At 35.9% G+C, this 26,609-nt stretch carries 13 protein-coding genes; 4 read left to right on the top strand and 9 right to left on the bottom strand.

Going from position 1 to position 26,609, the window contains the following annotated elements:
• Nucleotides 1–36 precede the first annotated feature (36 nt).
• The gene (locus ABJD27_RS18870; protein WP_348171979.1) at nucleotides 37–954 is read left to right on the top strand and encodes a FecR family protein; all 918 of its coding nucleotides are present in this window, start codon (nucleotides 37–39) and stop codon (nucleotides 952–954) included.
• Entirely contained in the window at nucleotides 926–3,625 is a 2,700-nt protein-coding gene (locus tag ABJD27_RS18875; protein WP_348171976.1) for a TonB-dependent receptor, read from the top strand. Before ABJD27_RS18870 ends, ABJD27_RS18875 begins: the two co-directional genes overlap by 29 nt.
• A 76-nt stretch (nucleotides 3,626–3,701) precedes the next feature.
• Here the strand turns inward: ABJD27_RS18875 and ABJD27_RS18880 are convergent, their stop codons facing one another.
• The 8 genes from ABJD27_RS18880 to ABJD27_RS18915 form a co-directional block, all read right to left on the bottom strand.
• The gene (locus ABJD27_RS18880; RefSeq protein WP_348171973.1) at nucleotides 3,702–6,092 is read right to left on the bottom strand and encodes a T9SS type A sorting domain-containing protein; all 2,391 of its coding nucleotides are present in this window, start codon (nucleotides 6,090–6,092) and stop codon (nucleotides 3,702–3,704) included.
• A 63-nt stretch (nucleotides 6,093–6,155) separates the two neighbouring features.
• Nucleotides 6,156–11,156 (bottom strand): BspA family leucine-rich repeat surface protein, encoded by a 5,001-nt coding sequence (locus ABJD27_RS18885; protein WP_348171970.1) that lies wholly within the window; start codon nucleotides 11,154–11,156, stop codon nucleotides 6,156–6,158.
• A gap of 161 nt (nucleotides 11,157–11,317) precedes the next feature.
• Nucleotides 11,318–12,967, bottom strand: a complete 1,650-nt coding sequence (locus tag ABJD27_RS18890) for a tetratricopeptide repeat protein (protein ID WP_348171967.1) — start codon at nucleotides 12,965–12,967, stop codon at nucleotides 11,318–11,320.
• Between the two features lie 142 nt (nucleotides 12,968–13,109).
• Nucleotides 13,110–15,509, bottom strand: a complete 2,400-nt coding sequence (locus tag ABJD27_RS18895) for a T9SS type A sorting domain-containing protein (RefSeq protein ID WP_348171964.1) — start codon at nucleotides 15,507–15,509, stop codon at nucleotides 13,110–13,112.
• Nucleotides 15,510–15,532: 23 nt separating this feature from the next.
• Entirely contained in the window at nucleotides 15,533–16,408 is an 876-nt protein-coding gene (locus ABJD27_RS18900) for a hemagglutinin protein (RefSeq protein WP_348171961.1), read from the bottom strand.
• Nucleotides 16,405–18,168: a tail fiber domain-containing protein gene (locus ABJD27_RS18905; protein ID WP_348171958.1), complete on the bottom strand. Its 1,764-nt coding sequence runs from the start codon at nucleotides 18,166–18,168 to the stop codon at nucleotides 16,405–16,407. The genes ABJD27_RS18900 and ABJD27_RS18905 overlap by 4 nt, the downstream gene beginning before the upstream one ends.
• 1 nt (nucleotide 18,169) lies before the next feature.
• Nucleotides 18,170–20,176: a tail fiber domain-containing protein gene (locus ABJD27_RS18910; RefSeq protein ID WP_348171956.1), complete on the bottom strand. Its 2,007-nt coding sequence runs from the start codon at nucleotides 20,174–20,176 to the stop codon at nucleotides 18,170–18,172.
• Nucleotides 20,166–22,376 (bottom strand): tail fiber domain-containing protein, encoded by a 2,211-nt coding sequence (locus tag ABJD27_RS18915; RefSeq protein ID WP_348171953.1) that lies wholly within the window; start codon nucleotides 22,374–22,376, stop codon nucleotides 20,166–20,168. The genes ABJD27_RS18910 and ABJD27_RS18915 overlap by 11 nt, the downstream gene beginning before the upstream one ends.
• A gap of 214 nt (nucleotides 22,377–22,590) precedes the next feature.
• Here ABJD27_RS18915 and ABJD27_RS18920 point away from each other — a divergent pair, with 214 nt between their 5' ends.
• Both ABJD27_RS18920 and ABJD27_RS18925 read left to right on the top strand, forming a co-directional pair.
• The gene (locus ABJD27_RS18920) at nucleotides 22,591–23,151 is read left to right on the top strand and encodes a sigma-70 family RNA polymerase sigma factor (protein WP_348171950.1); all 561 of its coding nucleotides are present in this window, start codon (nucleotides 22,591–22,593) and stop codon (nucleotides 23,149–23,151) included.
• Nucleotides 23,144–23,854 (top strand): hypothetical protein, encoded by a 711-nt coding sequence (locus tag ABJD27_RS18925; protein ID WP_348171948.1) that lies wholly within the window; start codon nucleotides 23,144–23,146, stop codon nucleotides 23,852–23,854. Before ABJD27_RS18920 ends, ABJD27_RS18925 begins: the two co-directional genes overlap by 8 nt.
• Here ABJD27_RS18925 and ABJD27_RS18930 read toward each other — a convergent pair.
• Complete coding sequence (locus ABJD27_RS18930) at nucleotides 23,837–26,461, bottom strand: CHAT domain-containing tetratricopeptide repeat protein (protein WP_348171946.1); 2,625 nt, start codon at nucleotides 26,459–26,461, stop codon at nucleotides 23,837–23,839. The two genes, ABJD27_RS18925 and ABJD27_RS18930, sit on opposite strands and share 18 nt — an antisense overlap.
• Nucleotides 26,462–26,609: the final 148 nt, after the last annotated feature.

Below are 26,609 nucleotides of genomic sequence, written 5' to 3' on the forward strand. Positions count from 1 at the left end.
CCCTTTTTACTTGTCTTAATATAAACGCAGGTATGAATGATGAAAAATTACGAAACAGATGATACTTTTTTAGGACGATGGATAGCAGGGGAGCTTTCTGAGGAAGAGCGTATTGCCTTTGAAAAATCAGAAAGCTATAAGCAATTTGACCTTATTAATAAAGAATCTCAATTATTAGAAGCCCCAAGTATAGATACAAATGCTGCCCTACAAAAAGTAAAAGCAAGATTAGGAAAACAAGAGAAGAAACCTAAAGTAGTTTCTATAAAGCGATGGTATGCTATTGCTGCTACTGTTATTATACTTGTTGGGTTAGGTATCTTTTTACAATCTTCAAAAACATATACCACAGGTATAGGAGAGAAGATGACAGTGACTCTAGCAGATGGATCTACAGTAGACCTTAATGCAAATTCAACGCTATCACATAAACGTTTCTTCTGGGATAGTAATAAAGAAGTTTCTCTTATAGGAGAAGGGTATTTTACAGTAACAAAAGGCGATTCTTTTAAAGTACATACTTCTCAAGGTACAATAGCAGTTTTAGGAACCCAATTTACAATTAAAGACCGATCTATTTTTGAAGTAAAATGTTACGAAGGGCGTATACAGTTTACAGATATAAATGATACCTTTACTTCTAAAATATTAACTAAAGGGATGAGTATTAGTATTGTAGATGATACATTAATTGAAGATTCCTTTGAAGAAAATGCCCCAATATGGAAATCTGGAACATCTGAATTTATAGATCAACCTATTTCTGTAATTTTAGAAGAGTTAATGAATTATTATCCTATAACATTTGAGTATGCTACTATAGATGCGACTCGATTATTTACAGGAACTTTTACTCATAATAACTTGGAAAAAGCATTACAAGCAACCCTCGTACCTATGGGAATTACGTACAAAAAATCTGCCCTTGAAAACACCCTTATTTTATCAGACTAATCTGAGTAAAATTCTTTTTTATTGCCTTGTTTTTTTTGTCACCTTTATAAGTAGTGCACAAGAGGAACAAGATTTTGTATATACTAATGATTCATTAATTGATATCCTTAATGACCTTCAAGAACAGCATGCTATTCGCTTTTCGTATGCTACTGAAGCTATCGAGGGTAAAAAAGTGACACTTACAATAGATCGAGTTACTTGGGTAGAATTACTGCCTATACTAGAAGCGCATACAGGATTGGTATTTAAGAAAATTTCAAATACTCAAGTAATTATTACTCCTAGAGCTTCTAATGACCAGTTGTGTGGATACTTAATTGATTTAGAAACACAGCTTCCACTTACGTATGTTTCGGTGGCAATTTCAGAAGATATACACGTACTGACAGATAATACTGGTTTTTTTGCTTTCGCGAAAGCGGACTCAGGATCAAATACCTATACCATAAGTAGTCCAGGATATGAAGAAATTAATTTCATACCTACAGAAGGATGCTCGCAGGTATTTGTATCCCTTAATAATGAAGCCTTGGATGAGGTGATTATTACAGGATATGTTACCTCTGGTATCGATAGAAATAAAGATGGATCTCTTGATGTAACACAAAAAACATTAGGCATCTTACCAGGACTAGTAACCCCAGATTTATTACAGAGTATTCAATTGATACCCGGTGTGAGTACATTAGACGAATCTGCTTCTGGTATTCAAATACGAGGAGGATCGCCTGACCAGAATTTAATTTTATACGATGGGATCAAGTTATTTAATTCGGGATATTTATATGGGATTTTTTCAGCATTTAATCCATATGCAACAGAAAAGGCACGTATTTATAGATCAGGAACTAGTGCCATATATGGAGATCGTGTTTCAGGAATTATTGATATTTCTACAGGAGATAAAATTCCTAAAAAAACAAATTTTGGTTTTGGAATAGATGGCCTCAGTGTAGATGGATATGTAAAAACACCCTTATCAGAAAAAAGTGCGTTATATGTATTTGTAAGACGATCGTATACAGATATCATTGAAACACCTACGTATAGAGGATATGAAGATAAAATATTTACCAATTTTGGAGTCGTAAGAGATATTAACGGGAATATCCTTGAATTAGAAACGGATGATGATTTTAATAGAGAATCCAGTACTAATGATTTTTCTTTTGCAGATGTAAGTGCAAAATATATTGCAAAAATCAATGATAAAAATACCCTTTCTGTAAGTAGTTTGTACACTCGTAATCGTTTGGATTTTAACTTTACAGGAGGAGATGAGCTTATTGTAGATTCCTTAATTACACAAAATAAAGGCTTGAGTGTAGATTGGAAACATAAGACAAGTGATAGACAAAAAGAAAGAATCACTGCTTATTATTCTGATTACAATTCTTTTTATCAAAATAATGAGATAAAAGATGAAACAGGTGATGGTATTCCAGAGTTAGCACAAATTAATATCCGTGAGAATACCATAAGAGATATTGGAGTAAACTTTAGTGTCACTAGAGAAATCAAAGAAAGGCAACAACTTAATCTTGGCTACCAATTTTCTTATACAGACCTTGATGTTGTCATCCGTGAGGAAAACCCTATTGATAACGAGATAGAAGATTCAGGACAAGATGATAACAATCTAAAAAACGCTGTCTTTGGAGAGTATACGTTTAATTTTAAGAATAAAGGACATATCAGTGGTGGTATTAGATTGGTACACTATAATTCTGTAAATCAGTTTTTAATAGAACCTCGTATCAATTTGGAATATCCTATAGGTGATCGTTTTAGATTTAAAACAGCATTAGAAAGAAGGAATCAACCCATCTCACAATTAGTAGAGTTTAATAATACAGAACTTCGTCTAGAGAATAATTTATGGCGTCTATCTGATGATGAACAATTTCCTTTATTGAACAGTAATCAAATTTCAGGAGGATTATTATACTACCATAATGGATTAAATATAGATGTAGATGCCTATTATAAAGAATTAGACGGACTTACTACATTTACTAGCGGATTTAGTAATCCACTAGAAAACCTAGAGAAAGGAGAAAGTACGATCAAAGGACTTGATGTATTGGTAAAATATACATGGAATCAATACAAAATATGGGTAGGATATAGCTATAATGATATTACATTTCAGTTTCCTAATTTACCAGAAACCCCTTCTAAATTTCCTGGAAATAATGATATTACACACCAGTTTAGGATTTCTAATACATTAACACTAGATAAATGGCAGTTTTCTTTAGGATGGCAATATAGAACAGGAAGTCCTATTACTCCTGTAAATAGTTTTGATATTAATATTGATGCAGATGGTGAAAATGCAGGTGTCGTAAATTTTGGAGCTATTAATAGTGGTAGATTACCAGATTTCCATAGACTAGATGCCTCAATATTATATGACTTTCCAATTAATTTTGGTCGTAAACAACTCAAATCACAAATAGGTTTCTCGTTGCTTAATATCTATAACCGTGTTGTTCCTTTAAACCTTATATATAAGGCAGAACGTAAACCATTAGATGACGGTGGTATTGCAGTTCCTGGAACAGATGGTTCTTCTCCAGAAGAATTAGAACCTATTTTAGAACAAGTCATACAGCGTTTTTCATTAGGAATCACACCTAATGTTTCGTTTAGAGTGTTTTTTTAACTTGAAAACTACTTTGTATTATAAAAAAAGGAGACTAATCATTAGCCTCCTTTTTTTATGACATATTATTTATAGTTTACTTAATGATCAATTTTTGTACTATAGTCTCACTATCCGATTGAATTTGCATAAAATACATCCCTCTTGCTAGTTCACTAGTTTGAATGCTTTGTGAGTTATTAAAATTGGCAAGACTGATTGTTTTTATATGCTTTCCATTAACATTTGTAATAATCAATTCCTGTAATTGTTTTGTCCCTTGATAACTCAGTGTTACTTGGTTTGTAGCCGGGTTAGGGTAGAGAGTTACGCTTTCGCGAAAGCTACCTCCGTCACTTATCCCTAAAGCGTCACGTTCTTCAAATACGACTGTGAAACGTTCTGGCTGAATACTATTTGTAGTTACAAACGAATAATTGTTTTCTTTTAGATTCGTTATTGTACCTAATAGATGATCAATTAAAAATACGGGTGCATTTTCGATATTAATCCCTTCAAAATGATCTATACTAATGGTGTAATTTTCTTGTGTTTCTACAGAAGTAGCAAACCCTAGTGTAAGCTCTATAGCAGAGTCAAAAGCTTCTCTACCTTGAATAGCAAGTTGTTCTCCAGTTTCCAGCGTTGTAAATAGAGAAATGAATGTTCCTAATCTCGGGCTATCATATCCAGGATCAAATCCAGGGGTTGCATTTGGTGTAAATCCAATACCAGTTTGCGAGGTGACCTCTTGATAGGCATTAGTGGTTAAATTTAACCATAATCTGTCTATGGTATTACTTTCAGCATTTCTGAAATCATCATTATTTCCAGTTACACGAATACTATTTGTAAAGACCACTGGTGTGTTTGCCATGGCCTGAGATTGATCTGCTTTGATTCCAAACCCTTGTCCAGATGCCATAAACTGTCCAGGCGTTGTTCCTCCATTTACGGCTGGAATTCCTAGTAATGAATTGCGAATAGAAATATCATTCATAGAGAAGTTACTGGTTCCAAACCCTGGCAATGCAGCCGATGGATCAGTAAGATGTTCCCAATAATATACTTGATTTACCGCATCATTGGCATTAATAAAAGCCTCTACATCAATCGCCGACGCATATGGATTTCCTAAGAGGTTATAGTTGTTTATAGTCGCAGGTCCATTGTAATTAATAGGAATAGAAATCGTTCCAGAGTTTAGTGTTCCTTGTGTATAATCCAAGTCATAGGCAGCCATAGGCGAGTCGTGAGAAGGAGATGGGAATACCAATTGACCTATTCCTGGCGTAGGTAATGCCGTAGACCCAGTGACAGCTACTAAGTAATCTAGATCATCATCTAGGAAGTTTTCTGCAAATTCAAATTCTGGGAAAGTATCAAAGTCAATCGTAAAAGGCACAAAGTTACTCGGGATGATATTAAATACAGCACGGGAGTTTGCATATACACCATCTCTTGTTTCTGCACTCATTGGACTACTCATGGCTATATAATTACGAGCGATGATAGAAGGTGTTGTTTTAGAAACGGTAATAGATCCATTATTGGTTGTAACGGCATCTTCCTCTACTTGTACAACACTTCCTTGATGATCTACAGTGAGTGTTCCATTGACAGTAATATTGTTTTGAATGTTGATGAAGTTTCCATCGGTTACGGTAAGGGTTGCCATGGCATCTACAGTAAGCTCACAAGCATTGATATCACCTAGTCCCATAGTAGACGTATTATAGTCTTCTGCAATGACAGCAGTCATGGTTGCATCTGGTGTTCCATTATCCCATCCACCTGCAATGGTATAGGTAGTAGTTCCTCCAGTACATACAAGTACTGGTAACGTAGATCCAGAACAGTCTGGAGTGTAATTAAGGATTTGACTTCCTGCTTCATTAATACAATCGGCATTTACAAAAGTGAATCCTACGAGTGGATCAAAAGGTCCACAGGCAGTAAAGAATTGATCATCAAAAGGATTTGTAGCGTCAAAACAAAGATCAGTAGCTATTGTCGTCATTCCTGGCGCAAATTGCATTTTTACGTGGACTAGTACAGTAGGGGTATTAGCTATGATATTATCACCTATCATCCCTCCGCTACCATTTTGTTGCCAAATGAAAGATACCTTAGAAGTTGTAGCATCATTGACAAAGAATGAATTGTAATGAGAGCCAAGAGGAATGATAACTCCAGGAGCTGGTTCAACAGTTGTTTGTCCACCAAGAATAGATGTGTCAGGACGTTCAAAGGTAATTCCTCCAGCCCCATTGATAAGTGTTCCAAAGGCAGCAGGGTCATAATCTAAGAAGAATTGTCCTGATCCTTGACTATAAGTTACATCACTGGTGATGATGACATCTACTTCATAGAAGTCAATCATTCCTTCAGTAGTAATCTCTGGATTAGCAAAGGAGAGTTCGATGTTTTGGGCATTGATTGTAAAAACAGTGCATAAAGCAAGGAGAATAAGTGTAATCTGTTTCATGATAATTGTGTTAGTAATTTGAGGTTGTATACGCTTTCGCGAAAGCGTATATATTTTAATAGATTAGAATTGCTGAATACGTCCAGCGTTTGGTTGAATAATTAATGCGATATCAGTGTTTAGAATATTTCCATCCATATTGGCATCTGCACCACTATAGATGTTAATTCCTCCTGAAGTACCTATAGCATTAGAGATATCTGTGTTTAGGATATTTCCATCACCTGTAGCATCACCCGCATACATGGCATAGATACCATTGCCCATATCTCTTAAGGCAAGTGCTCCACCTGTTACAGTAGTAGTATTTGAACTAAGATTAACAACGGCTGTACTGGTAGAAAGTGTGATCGTATTTGAAGATAACACCCCTAAATGATTACGGTGTTTAACAGCTACATAATAGTCTCCAGAAGCCACTCCTATGGCTACCGCCGAAGTTCCGTCGATATCTACCACATCTCCATCACGTTGTAGTAAGGCAGATGTTGAGGCAAGAATAGTAGTATTATCTGTAGGATCTCTTAATTCTATAAGAACCCAGTCTACAATAGCATCATCTCCAGTAACGTCAAAAACAGTAGCGTCACACATAGCGCCATCTGCATACGGAGATAATGTAGGTATCAATCCTGCAATTCTCAAATCATCGCGCATCAATAGCTCTTCTCCTGTATTAGGGTTTGTATAAGCACCTTGGAGGTATACTTTTGTCGCTAATTGAAGGTCACACGATAATCCAGCATCTGTAATGGTCCAATTGTATGTTGATTCTAATAGATCTCTTTCAACTTGACTTGCACAATATTGAAGCTCTTGAGCACCTAAGTTTATGTTAGAAGGGATTTGTGTTTCGCTAGCATCTAGCGTTGCCCAACCAATTAAAGTAGTATCATAGTTTTCTATAGACATACTAGTGTTTTTAAGCATATTCTCCATATTGTTAACTCCACTAATATCCCAATCTCCTAAATCTTGATTAAAAGCTGTGGCATTAGCAAAGGTTCTATGTAGGCTTACATCATTAGAAAGTTTCCAGTTGTTTAGTGGTTGATTAAAGTATGAATTATCTTTAAACATAAAGCCCATAAATTCCACATTACTCACATTCCAATTATTAATATTTTCGTTGAAAGTTGAGTTCTGAAACATATATCCCATTAATGTAATATTACGAGTATCCCAATCGGGGATACGTCCTCCATTATCAGCAAAATTCCCTGTCTCAGCAAACATAAAAAGCATACTAGTTACTTCGCTTAAGTCAGGAATATCTGTTGCATTGACAACTAAGTTAGTACAACCTCTAAAGGCTTTTGCCATACTATTCCATTCTATAACTCCCCATTGTTCAACAGATAATATTTTATCTCTGCTAGCTGCTCCTTCAAAGTCTAAACTTGGAAACTCTCCTGTGATTTTTACGTCATATATTCCGGCTGTTGCATATTCGTGGGTTGCTTCTGCATTTTCAGTCGCTCCTCCTGTTTCAAATGTAATAGCCGTACCATCTCCCCAATCTACATAATAACTATAGTTATAATTGTTAGCTGGATTAGCAGAAAAATGTGTAGGAATAGTAATTGTTTCATTAGCAGTGGTAGTTTCCCATTTAGTGATAAAAGGTTCATCAGTTGGGCAATTGATTCCTGCATCATTTAGATTCCAGTTTAAATCAGTATCTAAATAATCGTGTTCACTAACGGCATTACAATAGGTTAATCCAGAAGCACCTAAGTTTATGTTTGAAGGTGTATTTGGATTGTTTCGCCAACCTGTTAAGGTTAAATCATAACTATTACTACTCAAACCAGAATTATTCAACATATTTGTCATATTGGTTGCACTAGAAAGATCCCAATCACCTAAACTTCTACTGAATGACGTTGTATTTTCAAACATCGTATTAAAGTTTTCCACCGTACTTACATCCCAAGTGCCCATTTTGCCACCTATATCTTCTAAACTATTACAGTTTCTAAACATATCCGATATATCAGTTATTTGGCTTAAATCTGGTACATCTGTCGCTGTAACGATTACATTATCACAACCATAATAAGAATCTGCCATACGTTCCCATTGTTGTGCGCCCCATTGCTTAATTTCATAGAGTTTTAATCGTGTAGATGTTCCTGGTGGTAGATTGTTATAGCGTAAACCTCCTATATAGCCTGAAATTTTAACTTCATAAGTTCCTGCTTGTGCGTAGGTATGTTCTGCATTTGATACTTGATCTATACTCGTTGTTCCATCTCCCCATTCTACGGTAAAGAAACGTGATCCGTTAACTTGAAGTCGAATGTTTTCATTTGCAGAAGTCGTTTTCCATACCGTGATAAATTTGTCTTCTTCTGGACAACCGATACCGTCATCGGTAATAGTCCAATCATTAAAAAATAATAAATCTCTTTTTGCTAAGGATGCTTGACAGAATTGTACTCCTGTGGCTCCTAAAGTAAGATCAGTAGGTATTTGAGTTTCATCAACATCTAGAGTAGCCCAACCAATCAGTGTACTATCATAGTTTTCAATAGACATGCCACTATCATTAAATATTCCTTCTAGATTATTAACACCACTAATATCCCAATCACTTAAATCTTGATTAAAAGCTGTTGCTCCTGCAAATACTTGAATAAGGTTTACATCTACAGCAAGCTCCCAATTATTTAAAGGTTGGTTATAATTGGTATTATTTCTAAAAACAAATCCTAAAAAGTGGGCATTACTCACATCCCAATTATTGATGCTTTGATTAAAATTAGAATTTTGAAATACATAACCCATAATTTCTATTGTACCTGTATCCCAATCATCAATACGACCACCATTATCTACTAATGAACTTGTGTTTGTAAACATGTAATTCATATTCGTCACATTACTTAAATCGGGAGTATCTGTAGCATTAAGGACTAGGTTTGCACACCCAAAAAATGCTCTAGCCATACTAGTCCATTGATTTGTACCCCATTGCTCTACAGATAGTATTTTGTTTTTATCTACTGCATTATTAAAATAGATACTTGGAAAATCGCCCGCTATTTTAACTGTATGAGTTCCTGCAGTTGTATAGGTATGCGTAGCATTGCCAGTTTGATTAAAAGCTACGGTACCATCTCCCCAATCTATATAGTAATTATACCCAGTTCCTTCTGTAGGAATGGTAATGCTTTCGTTTGCAGAGGTAGTTTCCCAAGTAGTAATAAAAGCACTATCATCGCAATTGACTCCTGCATCAGTAATCGTCCAAGAGTACGTAGTATCTAATAAATCTCGCGAAAATATTGCTTCACAATACTGAAGTCCACTTGCTCCAAGATTCAAATTCGTTGGTATTTGAGTTTCTCCGTTTTCTAATGTAGCCCAACCTGTTAATGTTGCGTCATAATTTTCTATAGAAAGTCCTGAGTTGTTTAACATCCCAGATAAATTTGTAACCGAAGTGATATCCCAATTTGCCAAACTTTGATTGAAACCTGTAGCATCTCTAAACATATCTCTCATGTTTTCTACTTTGCTAACATCCCAATTATTAAGAGGTTTATTAAAAGTATTGTTCTGTCTAAACATATCCCTCATGGAACTTACAACGCTTACATGTTCTCCTATATTCCAATTGCTAATATCTTGATTAAAAGGTGTTTGCTCAAACATTGAAGAGAAGAATTGTACATTCCCAACATCCCAATTGCTAATATCTCCATCAAAATTGGATACAAAAAACATCTGAGTCATTTCTGTAATGTTTGATACATCCCAATTATTTAGATTTGGACTTCCAATATTAAAACAACCTCGAAATGTGCTAAAAAAGGTAATGATATTAGTCAAATTGGGTGCATCTGTTGCGTTTAATACTAAGTTTTCACAACCATTAAAGGCGTTTGCCATCTCTTGCCAAATAATATCTCCCCACTGCTCAATACTCTTTATTTTTAATTTATCTCCTGAATTGTTAAAGTTAATTCTTGTAAATAAACCACCAATTTTAACTGTATATGTACCAGCGTTTGTATAGGTATGTGTAGCATTACCGCTAACTGAGTTTTCTGTAGCTCCATCTCCCCAATCTATGTAATATCCGTTTCCTGTTGATGGAATTGTAATAGATTCGTTGGCAGTTGTGGTTTCCCAAGTTGTAATAAAAAAAGCTTCATCTGAAACAGTACTACAGTCTAAACCACTATCTGTAAACGTCCAATTGAAAGGAGTATTTGACAAAATGGTTCTTGCTGCTTCGGAGGTACAATAAGTACTGTTATCAAATCGTATATTTAAATCTGTAGGAATTTGTGTTTCTCCAGGATCTAAAGTTCCCCATCCAATAACGGTTTGATCATAATTACTTGTAGAAACACCCGCTTGAGCAAACATCGCATCTGTACCGTTTGAAGTTAAATTACTAACATCCCAATTTCCTAGATTTTGATCGAAAGCTGGCGCATTTTGAAACATTCTAGTAAAAGTTTCGGCACTGCTCGTATCCCAATTGCTTATATCTTCATTAAAAACAGTACAATCTCTAAACATGAATCCCATTCTTTCAACAGTACTCATGTCCCAAGAACCTATTGTATTTTCTACATCTTCAAGAGATGTTGCTCCAAAAAACATCTTTTGTGTAGATGTTAGATTAGAAAGATTTGGTGTGTCTGAAGCATCTAACTTTAAATTTGAACATCCTTCAAAAGCACTTTCCATCGTTACCCATGGATTATTTCCCCAATTTGTAATAAAAGTGATTTTTAGTTTATCCGGACTATTAGAAAAATTTATTCTTGGAAACACACTTCCATCCAATATTCTAATAAGATAGATACCTGGATTTCCAAATGTATGTGTTAATTCACCTGTTTGATTGGTATAAGAAACAGTGGCACTTGGAACGAAGGGATTTATAACATCTGCATTGTAATTGTAAGTAAGAGAGCCATCAACAGGTATTGTAAAACTCTCATTAGCAGTAGTAGTTTCAATAAAAAACCCAAAGTGTTGCGCATTTGCAGTACTAATGGACAATGAAAAACATAAAAAAAGTAGGAGGAATAATCGTTTCATGAATAGGATTTATTAGAAAATATGAGGCGTGAAAAATAAGTATAGAGCGTTGATGATCATTTATTTTTGAACTATAAACAAAGTAACTTAAATCTAAAATTCTAGGATTAGAAATCAGGTGGACAAATAGGTGGACAAGCTGTTAAAGTAGTTGAATTTGTTTATATACCTGTCATATAATCAGTGAGTTGTTTGGATTTGGGTAGTTCTAGTTTTTTGCGAAGACGGTATCTAGTTTTCTTAACCGAATCTATAGTAACACCTCGAAGCGCTGCAATTTCTTTTAGCGAAAGCTGGAGTAAAGAATAGTGTGCCATTTCTATTTCAGAAGGAGTGAGGTTAGGATGCTTCTTTTGTAGGCGTATTTTAAAATCGGCATTTTTTTGCTGGAGTGCTTTCCTAAATAACAATAGTTGTTCAGCATCTTTGGTATCTGCTCGTAATGAAAGTAAAATTGTTTTTATACTCTTTTCTGAATACCCAGTATTTGCCAAATCCTGGATGTCTGAGGTTAATTGTTTTTTACTTTCTAATTGCTGAATAGAGTCTTGCATTAGATCTGTAATAACCTCTTCTTTTACTTTTATTTTTTCTTCTTGATTTTCAACCTTTTCTTGTAATAACCCATTTTTTAAATGAATAAATGCCAGACGTTTTTTATTATATAAATACAGTATTACTAATAAAATGAATAGAATGCTAATAATAAGATAATTACGTAACGCAGTCGCTTTTTTACTTTCAAGCTCTTTTGCTATTAATGCTTTTTCGCTAGTGAGTAGTAGACTGTCAGCTATTCTTTGTTTTTCAAGTTCATGTATATTTAGCATTTGCTGAATTTCATGACTCTTTTTCACCTTGTTTAAAGAATCAGATAATTCGTTGTATCGTTTTTGATCTAAAAAAGCTTCATCATACCTTTGAAGGCTTCGGTATATAGTACTTCTGCGGATGTACCCTTTTTTTTGCCGCTCTACTAATTGATGTTGCTCTGCAAGCTGTATAGAAGCATTAATGTGATATAATGCTTTTTGATATTGGTTTAACTTACCATAATTTACAGCAATGCTATAATGCAAAATAGAAGTACTTTCCTGTTCATTACGTTGGGTATAGTATTCTAGACTTTTTAATTTTAATGCTAATGCTTTTTTATAGTTCTTCTGCTTAGTATATATAGAGCCCATATTATTGAGCAATTTATAATACCCTTTTTCATAGTCTAATTCTTCATAGATTTTTTCTGCTTTTTTATAATAATACATAGCAGAGTCTAGCATTTTTTGATTTCTATAAACTAACCCTAATCGATTATAAGAATGACCTAAACCAGTATTTAAAGGTTTCTTTTCTCTTAAATCAATAGTTTTTTTTAAATAATGAGATGCTTTTGGGTACTCTTTAAGTTCATAAAAGATAACTGCTATATTATAATACGTAGCATCAATATCTGGATCTTGCGCTTGTTTCATAATGTCAAGTGCTTCCAGATAATAGCTAATGGCTTTTGTATAATCAGTTTTTCTTCGGGAAATTATAGCAAGTTGTTGATGTAGCTTTACAAGTTGTCTATATTTTTTATAAGATGTAAGCTGTGTTAATTTTTCTTTTTGCGCTAAGAGTTGTGGTGTAATATCTTCATATTTTTCATTAATGAGATAGGAGTTCAATTGTAATCTAAGATCAAAGAATAAAGAATCATTAGGAGCAGTCTCTATTCTTTTCTGAAAAGCAACAATTGTCGAATCTTCGGTTTGTCCAATAAGGTTTATTGTATTGATAAATAGGAAGATAATCCAAAGAGGGCGCATAGGATTTTATTAATTTAGAATGGTGATGCAATTTAAGGAAAAGTAAAATCACTTTGAGGAATAGATCTCTTAGGTTTTTAATAAAAACAAAAAGGAGGCTAATTATAGCCTCCTTTTTGTAATCTATTGTATCGTTAAGAACCTACTTAATGATCAATTTTTTTACTATAGTGTTTCTATTAGATATGATGTTTAAGAAATAGATTCCTTTAGCTAATTTACTAATATCAATTGCTTGAGAATTTTGGAAATTTTCTAGAGAAATAGTACGGATTATTTTCCCATTCATATCTATAATAGTCAGATTTTGTAATTGTGCCTGTCCTCCATAAGTAATCGTGACTTCACTTGACGCAGGGTTAGGGTAAAGGGTTACGCTTTCGCGAAAGCGTATTTCGTCTGTATCCAATACATCACGATCTTGAAATACTAGTGTAAATCGTTCTGACTGTATGCCTTTACTAGCTGTAAATGAATAATCACTTTCTTTTAAGTCTGTGATGGTATTTGTTAGGTTATCAATTAAAAATACAGGAGCTTGTTCAATATTAATACCTTCTAAATGATCTATACTAATAGTGTAATTCTCCTCTGTTTCTACAGAAGTAGAAAAACCTAATGTCAACTCTATCTCTGGATCAAAAGCTTCTCTTCCTTGGATAGCAAGATATTCTCCATCTAGATTTGTAAATAAAGAAAGGAAAGTTCCTAAACGTTTACTATCATACCCAGCATCATATCCCTCTGTTGCATTAGGTGTAAATCCAATACCTGCTTGAGATATTGCTTCTTCATAAGTGTCGGTAGTTACGTTTAACCATAGTTTATCCAGATTGTTTTCTGCGGTACTAGACCTAAATCCATCATTATTTCCAGTCACACGAATTCTATTTGTAAATACCACAGGAGTATTACTAACCATCTCTGCTTGATCTGCTTTGATACCAAATCCTTGCCCAGAAGCCATAAATTGCCCTGGTTCTGTTCCAGTACCTCCATTTACTGCGGCTACACCCATCATGGCATTGCGCATAGAAATATCATTCATAGAGAAATTACTGGTCCCAAACCCTGGTAAATCTGATGTTGGATTAGTCAAATGATCCCAATAGTATACTTCATTTACTGCATCGTTTGTGCTAATAAATTCCGTCACATCAATAGCCGAAGCATATGGATTTCCTAATAAATTGTAGTTATTAATAGTAGCAGGTCCATTATAGTTGATCGGTACTGTAATGGTTCCTGAGTTTAAAGTTCCAGGATTGGAAGTATTTTGAGTATAGGTAAGCGTATACGCTCCATCACCTACATGAGGTTCAGGTTGAGGAAATACCAATTGTCCAATGCCTGCATCAGGTAATGCTGTACTCCCAGTGACAGACAATAGATAATCATTATCATCATCCAAGAAGTTCTCAGCTCCTTCAAATTCTGGGAATGTCATGAGATCAATAGGGAAAGGGATGAAGTTATCAGGGATAATACTAAAGACCGCTCTAGAATTTCCATACACTCTATCTCTGGATTCAGCAGTCACAGGGCTACTCATCGCTACAAAATTACGATCATCTAGTGTTGGAGTTGTTTTTGCCACAGAGATAGATCCATTATTAATAGTTACAGCACTTTCATCAGTTTGAACAACGCTACCTTCATGTAATATGTCCAGTGTCCCATCTATAGTAAGATTACCCGTAGTTTGTAAGTGTCTTCCAGCTGTTACTGTGACAGTAGTTTCAGGATTAATTGTACACGAACAAGCAACAATATCAGCATCAACGACAGAGGTGTCATAGTTTGCATCCACCACAGCATTCATAGAACCATCAGGAGTTCCATTGTCCCATCCCATTCCGTTATATGTAGTTACTGGTAATCCAGCACATAGGGGAGGAGTAGGGATGGTACAATCTGGTGTATAATCAAAGATTTGGGTGCCAGCTACATTAATACAATCTGCATTTACGAAGGTGAATCCTACGAGTGGATCAAATGGTCCACAAGCAGTAAAGAATTGGTCATCAAAAGGGTTTGCTGCGTCAAAACATAGATCTGGAGATATAGAAGAGGCTCCATCTAAGAATTGTATTCTTACATGTACTAATACTGTAGGAGTGTTAGCTACAATATTATCCTCAATCATTCCAGCACTCCCATTTTGTTGCCAGATAAAAGATACTTTAGAGATGGTGGCATCATTGATAAAAAAAGAGTTGTAATGAGATCCAAGTGGAATGATGGTTCCTGGTGCTACTTCCACGGTAGTTTGTCCTCCTAAAATAGAAGTCTCTGGACGTTCAAAAGTAATTCCTGTCGAACCATTAATGAGTGTTCCAAAGGCAGCAGTATTGTAATCTAAGAAGAATTGTCCTGATCCTTGAGAATACGTTATATCACTGGCGATCATTATATCTACCTCATAGAAGTCATTAGCTCCATCATTGGTGATGGAAGCATTGGCAAAAGAGAGCTCGATATTTTGAGCATGGATAGTCATACATCCTAGAAATATGGCTATATATAGAGTAATTTTTTTCATTGATAATTGATTTAAGTAGGTTTTTAAAATTGTTGAATACGCCCAGCATTCGGTTGAATGATAAGTGCGATATCTGTATTTAAAATATTTCCATCCATATTGGCGTCTGAACCTGAATACATATTAATCCCTCCAGATACAGAAAGTGCATTAGTTATATCTGTATTTAGGATACTTCCATCGGTATTTACATCTCCTGCATACATAGCAAAAACTCCATTGCCCATATCTCTAAGAGCAAGTGCTCCTCCAGTTACAACATTGATATCTGCACTGAGATCAAGATTGGTTACAGTTTCAGAAAGTGAAACTGTACTCGCTGTAAGAATGCCTAGATGATTGCGATGTCTGACTGCCACATAATAATCACCTGAGATACTATTTATTGTAACTGGAGATGTACCATCAGTAGCTACAATATCCCCGTCACGTTGTAATAATGCCGATTGAGATACTAATACATTAGAAGCATCATTAGCATCTCTGAGTTCAATTAATATCCAATCTACAATAGCATTTGCTCCTGTAGTAGTAAAAACGGACGCATTGCAGGTAGTGCTATCATATGGACTTGTTGTTGGAATGAGTATCGAACTGGCAATACGTAAGTCATCTCGCATCAATAATTCTTCTCCAGTATTTGGATTGGTATATGCACCTTGTAAGAATACAATAGGATGTATACGTATGTTTATTAATTGAGGAACGATAAAACCTTCAGAAATAGAAAGTGTAGCCGCCGTACGTTCAGCGATATGTGCTTCACCTATAGTGTACACAATATTAATTCCTCCAGCGGTTGCACTTGCACCACCACTATCAATACTAAAACGATCAATGCTCTGTGCATTGCTTGCACAAAAAATGCTTAAGAAAGTAAGTGTAAATAAAATTCTCATCTGATGGCGGTTTTAAGAGAAGCTTCTAACTGAGTCATTCGGTTTTTTAATTCCGCTATTTCTGTAGTTTTTGCTTCTAAGGTTTCTATCTTGGTTTGCTGTTTTAGAATGATTTCTTGTTGTTCTTGTACTGCTTTAATAAGCACAGGAATTAAATCTGAATAATACACACCCAATCTGTCCAATTCTTTTTTCTGTAATGTTCCTTCCTCATCTACCGATACGAATTCATGAGTTTTAACGACTTCTGGAATTACTTTCAATAAATCTTGAGCAATCAACCCCAATTTCTCTCCTTGTTGCGGATTATTTTTCCATTGGAAACGCACTGGATCTAACTGAAGTACTTCTGTTAAGCCGTAATTGAGGTCTCGAATGTTTTCTTTTTCTCGTCTGTCGGATGTATTAATAGTTCCATCTTGTGACCAAACGGCATTCCAACGAAAGCTAGAATTACCAAGATTGAAAGCGCCGTCATTATCAGGAAAAAGGCCCGCATTAAATGACAATTGATTCGTACCTGTATCTTCAATGGTTTCGGTACCTATACGGAGTATATTATCAATACGTATATTGCCGTTAACATGTAATAACTCTAATGGATTAGTGACACCAATTCCAATATTCCCATTTTTTAGAATCATAAGTGCTGTGCTCCTTTCTGAAAAACTGGTGCCGTTTCCTATCTGAAGTAAAGGATCTCCTGGTAAGAAAATAGATTCACTCGTCCCAGGAATAATCGTATTGTAAGTACCTAGAACAATGGATTGATACGAATCAGACCAAACATAATTACCAAGGGTAATGCTGTTATTTGCTCTGTTTGCATTTTCAAAACCTAACGCAATAGAACCAACGGCATCTGGGAAAATATTATTACCAAATCCAGCAGAAAAACTGCTATCTGCTTGCGCTGAGCAATCAGAACCTAAGGCAACTGCATTAAACCCTGAAGCAAAAGCATTATCTCCTAAAGCCACTGAATAATCTCCGTTAGCGCTTGCTTCCGGACCGGCAAACGAATAATCTCCATCGGCATCGCTTTGGCTTCCTAAAGACATGGAATGTGCTCCTGAAGCCTCTGCCGAAAAACCTAGTGCCACACTATTATCTCCAGAGGCACTACTTTGGACGCCTTGAGCAAAACTATGAGTTCCAAGTGCTCCAGCAAAATTTCCAGGAGCGGCAGAAAAACTTATGTCTACCGCATGTAAACCAATAGGCCCATAATTATCTGGATTACTACCAGCTAACCGCCGTCCTATACCATTTCCTTCATCAAGTAGTTCAAGTCCAGATATATTTTCAACATCGATTGCTATGGTTGCTGTTTCAGCAAGTACAGCTGTTTCGGCATTTAAGGCTGTTTGCGCATTTGTAGCTGTTTGCGCATGATACGAATAAGGCACCGAATATATGGGCGTACTTCCCAGATCTATAAGACCACTACCAGGATCTATTTGCACGTTTAATTCAAATCGATCATTCAACCAATCTAACGAAGAAAATGTCCCATTAATAGGTGTCCCTTCACCAATGGTAAGCATCATAAGGCCATTTTCGTCGGTAGTTACCATATGAGTTTCTATATAGGCTGGAAAATTAATGGTTAGAATATTCAAGGTGAGATCTACCCTTAGTTCTTGATTGGCCATGACCGTTCCTGTATCGTCTCGAACAATGGCTTTATAACTCATTCCTATGGTTTGAGAAATAAGAGTGATAGGGAATAATAGGATTAAAAATAGATACTTTTTCATGTTAGTTTACTTGTTTGTCCTCTAATTGAGATACTCGTGAGGCAAGCTCTCTGAGAAGGTTTTCTTGCGTTCCAAGGGCTCCTTTTTGTGTTTCAATAACCTTTTGCTGTTCCTGAATAGCTTTGATGAGTACAGGAATTAAATCTGAATAATACACCCCTAAGCGATCTAATTGTTTTTTCTCAAGAGTTCCTTTCTCGTCTACAGCGACCATTTCATGGGTTTTGACGACTTCAGGAATGATTTCTAATATATCTTGTGCGATAAGCCCCAATTTTTCTCCTTGTTCTGGTTTTGCTTTCCAGCGAAAACGTACTGGGTTGAGGTTTAAAATTTCGCGTAAGCCATAATTTAAATCTTGAATATCTCTTTTTTCTCTACGATCTGAGGTATTGATAGTTCCATCTGTTGCCCAAACCGCTTCCCATCGTAAGGCAGAGCCTCCCAATTGAAAAGAGTCATCGGTATCGGGAAAAAGACCACAATTCCATTCCAAACGATTAGATCCTGTATCTTCTACAGTTTCAGTTCCTATACGTAGACGTCCATTAGCCACATGAAACCGTTCTTGAGGACTGGATGTTCCAATACCTACATTTCCGTTTTTGAGAACGGTAACGGCATTACGTCTATCATCTGGAGCAGAACCATTACCAATTACAAAAAGGCGATCACCGCCAGAGTAATTTATAGTAGATGCAGGTGTGTATAGGGTATTAAATAAACCAACTACTGTTTCTCCAAAGGAAGGTGCATTTGTAGCAGTACCCATAGCTATAGCAGAATTTCCAGAAGCGTTTGTTGCAATTCCTAATGTTATTGCACCACTTCCAGAGGCTACTGATGAAATTCCTATAGCGATAGATCGGTCTCCAGATGCTTGTGTTTCAAACCCTAGAGCTGTAGAACGATTTCCTAATGCTTGTGAAAAATTCCCCATAGCGGTTGATGCATCTCCAGATGCCAATGTAAATCTGCCAGACGCAAAAGATTGATCTCCCGAAGCTTCACTTTCTTCACCTACTTGTAAAGCACCATTTTTATACAAAATCAATGCATCTGAAGCATTATTTGCAGCATTTCCATTTCCTACAACAAGCAAACGATCACTTGCATTAAAGTTTGTGGTGGAGACTGGCGTATATGATGTAGTATACGTACCTAAAGCAACCTCTCCAAAAGAACGAGCATCGACATTATGACCCAATGTAATCGAATGCCTTCCTGTCGCTGATGATTGAGAACCCAAAGCCATAGATCGATCTCCACCTGCAAATGTTTGTATCCCTATGGATACAGCTCCTTCTCCTTGTGCTGTAGCACTACTTCCTATAGCGACAGCACTTATCCCTGAGGCTGTTGATTCATTACCAAAAGCTACAGAGGAAATTCCTGAAGCTGTAGTATCAAATCCGCCTACGATAGCAAAACTTTCTGCTCGTGTTCTAAAGCCAAAAGCAACAGCGTTAGAACCTAGGGCTCCATACTCAGCAAAATCACTATCAGACTGACTAAAGTCGACAGCTCCTGAACCGATATCTCCAAAAAAGTCAGGATTTCTTCCTACCAAGCGCCAACCAGTTGAACCATTCTCAGTAATCGATTCCAAACCATTCACATTTCCAGCAGTTTGTGCGCTGATTGCATACGGAACGGTTAAGAATTGTGTTGTTCCTAAATCTATAAGACCTCCTCCAGAATTGACCTGAACATTTAAAAAGTGAGTGTCAGATGGCCAATCAATAGTTGCATAATCTCCACTGAGTACCGTCCCTTCTCCGATATTGAGTACGACAAACCCATTGGCATCTGTAGTTGGGGTGTGATTTTCGGTATATACAGTCGTTTGAGTATCACCTTGCAGAATCGTAAATTGAATAACAATCAATTCATTGGATAAAGGAATGCCCTGGTTATCGCTAATGACTGCTTTATAATTCATGCTACTCTGTGCAATACAGGTCAGCGAGAAACAAAAAGCAAGTATAAAGAATCCCTTAGTTTTCATAATGTATGTTTTGAAGTTGTTTAGTGATCAGATGTAGTTGTGTTTGTAAATCTGCGATAGCAGTTTTGCTTTCTTGTTGTTCGTTTTTATAAGATTGAATGATTTCTTGTTGCTCTTGGATAGCTTTGATAAGTACTGGAATCAGATCTGTGTAATAGACACCGAGTCTATCTAATTCTTTCTTTTGTGGAGTAGCATTTTCAGTATCTTCAGTATGAACATATTCATGGGTTTTAACTACTTCGGGAATAATTTCTAATAAATCTTGAGCGATAAGCCCTAATTTCTCTCCTTGTTCGGGTTTTGCTTTCCAGCGAAAACGTACTGGGTTGAGGTTTAAAATTTCGCGTAAGCCATAATTTAAATCTTGAATATCTCTTTTTTCTCTTCGATCTGAGGTGTTAATGGTACCATCGGTAGCCCAAACGGCTTCCCATCGTAAGGCAGAACCACCCAATTGAAAGGAATCATCGGTGTCTGGAAAAAGACCGCAATTCCATTCCAACCGATTAGACCCCGTATCCTCAACCGTCTCAGTACCAATACGTAGTCTACCATCAGCAATATGTAAACGCTCCTGAGGAATAGAGGTGCCTATACCAGTGTTCCCATTTTTAAGTACGGTAATGGCGTTACTTTGATTAGAGATACTTGAGCCATTACCTATCACAAAGATTCTATCGGTTCCTGCAAGGCCATTGGCAGAAGGTGTATATAGTGTATTATAACGACCAATCACAAATTCAGAATCAGAGGAGGCAATAGCGCTTGTTCCCATAGCAAAAGCATTATCTCCAAAAGCTTGTGAACCAAAGCCTAGACCAACGGCATTATCCCCAAGAACAATAGTTTGATCTCCGCCAGCTATAGACTGGTTACCAGATGCATTGGATCTATTTCCCAATACAAAAGCATTTGTGCCAGAAGCACTTGTTTGAGTTCCTGTGGATATTGCTGAAAAACCTGAAGCTACTGTAGCATTGCCCATGGCGACTGTATTAAAAGTTGTAGCTTCTGTATTGCTTCCAATAGCAAATGATGTTGTTCCTGAAGCTTCTACAGAAAACCCCATAGCTACTGCGGTAGGACCTGTTGCTATGCTTGCAATACCAGTAACAAAAGAAGCATTTCCAGAGGCTCTTGTCTGAGTTCCAAATGCGACAGCAGATTCACCGCTAGCTTCAGTCTGTTCTCCAGCTGTTAATGTATATTCCCCATTAGAAATGGTATTATGACCTAAGGCAATAGCCAATTCTCCTGTAACACCATCTGCACTAATCATAGAGTCAGCCATGGCAATATTCCCATTTTTAAAGACGGTTAATGCATTGCTATCATTACTACCTACAGGAGAACCATTCCCTATTTCAAATAAAGGGTCTGTAGGTACCCAAACTAAAGGATCTCCACCTCCTATATTACCGCGACCAAAAGCGGCAGAGAGATACCCATCTGTATGTAATCCTATACCTGATGCAAAGGAGACATTCCCTATGGCTTGACTGGTACTTCCAAAAACAAAGGTTGCTGTTCCAGATGCTGTATTTGCTCCTCCTCCAGCAAAAGAGAAAGATCCAGAGGCTTCATTTGCAGAACCGATGGCAAAAGAGGTATCTCCAGATGCAATGGTAGAAACACCTACTGCAAATGCTCTAGTTCCTGTAGCACCTCGGTTTGTATTAGGAGAAGTAGTACTACTTAAATCAATCGCATTTTCACCAATGGGCCCATAATTATCAGGATCACGATCTTTTAATCGCCATCCAATACCATTACCTTCATCAATATCTTCCAAGCCTATGGTGTTTTCTGCTGTTTGTGCATGCATTGCATAAGGGACAGATAGAAACTGAGTAGTTCCCATATCAACAAGTCCGCCTCCAGTGTTAATCTGTACATTCAAGAAATGATCGGTTGTAGCCCAATCAATAGTTGTATAATCCCCACTGAGAACTGTTCCTTCACCAATGTTTAAAACAATAAGTCCATTTGCATCTGTAGTAGGAGTATGATTTTCTGAATAAACATTTGTAGTACCTTCTAGAATAGTAAACTGAATAATAACAAGATCATTGGCTAGTATAGTTCCAGCATTGTCCCTAATAATGGCTTTATAATTAATAGATTGCGATTGTGCTATTCCTATATAGAAGGATAGTATACAACAGCATATAAGCAATGGTTTTTGAAAAGCTTTCATAAACGATATTCGTTAGTGTATCTATTCATGTCACCATTTTAAAAAGGTAAACAGTATGAGTTACTTTTTTTAATAATTTAAATTTATAATACTTATTATCAGTGTTTTATATGTGAAATATAAAAATTGTGTGTATGCAACTTTCGGTGTACGAAATCTTTTTTAGTACTTTTAGCTAAGATGATGTTTACTTTATCTTCTCTAATGCACTAATATGAAAAAGCAACGCCTTATTACTGGATTAAAAGAAGATCGACCAGAAGCATTACGCGACATATACCTTGCACATCGCAAGGCCTTCCTGCGGTATGCAAAGAAATATTCTATTACAACATCTATGGCTGAAGATGTATATCAAGATGCTATTATCATTTTAAGAGATAATGCACGCCAAGGAAAGCTTGATAATCTAAAAAGCGAACTACGAACCTATCTTTTTAGTATAGGTAAATATTTAATTTATACTCATTTACGTAAACAGAAGAAGGTACATCTCGTTGAGGATTTTTCAGCCATGTACCATGAACATACCTTAATGACAGAAATTGTTGAAGCTACCATTCAGGATGACGAACAACAACATCAAATGAAGCTAGCATTAGAACAATTAGGAGGGAAATGCCGCGAAATCCTGTATTTGTTTTACTACCGCGGATTTAATCTTGATGAAATTGTAGAGAAGCTTGGGTATAGTAGTAAGGATGTAGCCAAAAGTCAAAAATCTAGATGTCTTAAAAGCTTGAAGACACTCGTTCAATCCCCCAATTATGGATAAAGACCTATTAATTCAAAAATATTTACAAGGAACTTTAAGTGAGTCTGAAGAACAATTGTTTCAGGAGTACATAGAGAATGATCCTTCTTTTGCAGATGATATTCCCTTTTACGAAGGGCTTAATTACGCTTTCGCGAAAGCGGACTACGACCAAACAAAAGCACAGTTACATTCTTTTTATAAAGAAGAACAAAAATCCCGATGGAGAAGATGGTCAGTAGCTGCTACTGTTTTAGTACTTATAGGTTTAGGTAGTATATTCTATTTTAATAGTACAGATTCTACGGAATCGCTATATGCTCACTATTTTGAACCTTATAAAAATGTAGTGCAACCTATCGTTCGGGGCGAAGTAGTAAAGACGACAAAAGCGCTGGCTTTTATGGCATATGATGATGGGGATTATACAAAGGCAATTAAACATATAAATGACCTTTTAGAAGAGAAACCTGAAGCGATACTAGCGTTGTATAAGGCTAATGCCCAACTGCAAATAGATCAAACAGAAGCTGCTATTGAAACCTTAGAATCTCATGTTGAAAAAACAGATACTATCTATGCTCAAGCACAATGGTACTTGGCATTGAGTTATTTAAAATTGGATAATAAAGCAACAGCAAAAAGCCATTTGAATATACTGCTTCAAACAAATTCAAGTTTCAAGAACAAAGAAGCCATTGCGTTATTAAATTCGTTGGAATAACCGTTTTTTAAATACAAATAATAGTATAAAGATACTTCCTACGATAAGTGCCCATTTTTTCCAAGCCAGCTCTTTCTGATAGATAGCTGTAGCATCTCCAGAAATCACAAAACCAGACCAGTAATAGGGGTGTTGTAAGGCAGGATAATCTACATTGGAATTTAAGTAATCTAATTTAGATTGACGAAGTGCTTCGTCTTTAGCCATGCCTTCATTAAGGTATTTATAGAAACTTGTCATGATAATCATAGTTTCTGTATCTGGTACTTTCCAAAGACTCATAAGTGTACTAGAAGCACCGGCATGTGTAAAAGCATTGGACATACTTTGTATTCCTTTTCCTTTAATTTCTTTACCTATACCCGTTTCGCAAGCACTTAAAGTGACCAAGACAGCATTCAACTTTAGATCATAAATCTCGTTTAGTTTCAAACTAGTATGTGTTGGACCCACGCTTTCTTCTTCATAAAACTGAATGTTACTTTGTAATGGATCTTCTGTATTTGCAGTGGCATGTGTCGCCAGATGAATGATAGAAGCCGAGGTTACTTTGTCAAGAAAAGATGCTTTAGATGCTTGTTGATCTAGATAGGCATCATAGTCAAAATACTGCCCTATGGCTTTTATTTCATCGGCACTTTTAGGAAGACGGTTATTGAAAACTCCTTGTTGTGTAGCAAAAGGAGCCATAAGTAACGCCTGATAGGATGTTGGTGTTTCTCTTTTAGGGATAGTGGTTGTTATATGTACAACACTAGTTTTATCTAATAGATAACGTTCTTCTTCTTCAATCCATAAAGAAGTTATAGGAATAAGATGTAATTTATCATCTAGTAATATTGCCGTTTTTACATCTGGTTGTATGTATTTCTCAAATAATGTTTTGTATATAAGTTGGTGTGCTTCCTTATGTATGGGTGTATCTATTTTTCGGACTCCAGAACTTACTTCGTCAATGGCTGTTTCTAACGCCGTTGTTAATGGGATTTTATCAAAGTGTTGTGTCGTATCATTTTCGTTTAGCACATAGATCGCATCTTGCCCCCAGAAATAACATAGTGTATTATACCCTTGATAGGTTTCTCTCAGATTATTTATAAATGGTATGGAGGTAATATCCTTGTGTTGTTGCGCACTTTTAAGTTCGTTAAGGATTGTAACATATTGACTCTGTAGGCGTAATTGTAATGCATTCTCGAAAACCTTTTTAACTCCTGCCTTTTCCCATTCTCCTTGATAGATGTTCATTAAACTGCCATACACATTTTTGAATTGCGTTTCATCTAAGAAAGCATCTTCATCACTGATTCCTCCCATTAATTTAATTAACTCGTGCGCCGTTTGGTAGGATTGTTTTTCTGTTTTTAGATAGGTGCTGCCTTCTGTGCTGAGATATAATTCTTTAGCAAGCTGGGCCTTAAATAATAGATTGTCGAGTAATATATTTTTATGCGCTTTCTCAATATTGTTTACATCAAGAGGGGTGTGAAATGAAGTGGTGTCACTCTTTATTTCGGTATTTATACTAAGTGCTTCTTCACTATAGTATTGGGCATTTTTATAGTCTTTAAGATCCAAATAATTTTTAGCTAATTTTATAAAGAGTGCTGCTCTTTCTGCATTTCTATATTCTAGAGATTCTTGTAATGCTTTGGTACTTAATAGTTCATTAATTGCCTGTTGATAATCTCCCTGATAACTATGGATGTCAGCAATACGTTCACTTAAAAACCATTCTGAAAAATGGGACTTGAATGCATCTGTACTAAGTAACTTTTTTAAAGCTAAAGATTGATCCAGAGCACTATCATAAAAAGTGTTTTTTATTAAATAATCTATATGATATGAATAAAAATCATAGACAAAGAATAGAGGTTGTGTCTGCGCATAATTTTCAGATTCAAACTCTTGTACCATGTCTATAATCTTCTGATGCTGATTGGTAAAAGTGTATATTTTAAATAACCCAGCAAAGCTTAAATAGAAAGGTGTTTTATGTTCTCTAGCTTTTTCTAAAGATTGTAAGTATAGACTTTCAGCTTTCTTGTAATTATGTCTATGTTCTTCTACCTTTCCTACCTTATATAAAACAGAATTATAGTATTCAAAATACTCAGGGTCTTCAGCCAAACTACCTTCTTGGAGTAGGTTTAAGGCTTTGGTTCCGTAATAATAGGCAATCTCTGGCTGATTATTAATATTTGCATTTGTACCTAGTGCAGAGTATAACTTTACTTTAGCCATACTAGGTTGTTTTAAGGCCTTTTCAAAGGGCAAGGCTTGGTATAATGGAATTCCCCATTGGGATACAGGTTTTAAAAAATTCAAACATCTATATTCCAAAATTTTTGCTTCTATGACCTCTTGAGGAAGTACTAGTTTTTGATATATAGAATCTGCGGTATAAATAAGAGGAAGTGCTGTTTTTGTATCTCTAGTCTGTAATGCAATTTTTGCTTGTTCTAGATAACTGTCTGCCATTTTGCGATCTATCTGATTCTGAGAAGGAGATGCTGTTTGAGCAGAAGTTTCTGTTGTACACCAGGTAAAACCTAGAACACATAGTATGGAAAAAAGTAGAAGTCTCGTGAAGGGCCGAGTATGCATCTTTATAATGGAGGTTGGTTTATGTACGTATATAGTTATTGACTAATATACAAACAACCTAAGACTCTGATGATTTATAGTAATAAGCTTTTTCTTTTAAATTAGTTCTTTACCTGTCTATAAATTAGGGAGGTATTTTTTTCTTAGA

Origin of the sequence: Dokdonia sp., assembly GCF_039945015.1 — a bacterium.
Classification (GTDB): Bacteria; Bacteroidota; Bacteroidia; order Flavobacteriales; family Flavobacteriaceae; genus Dokdonia.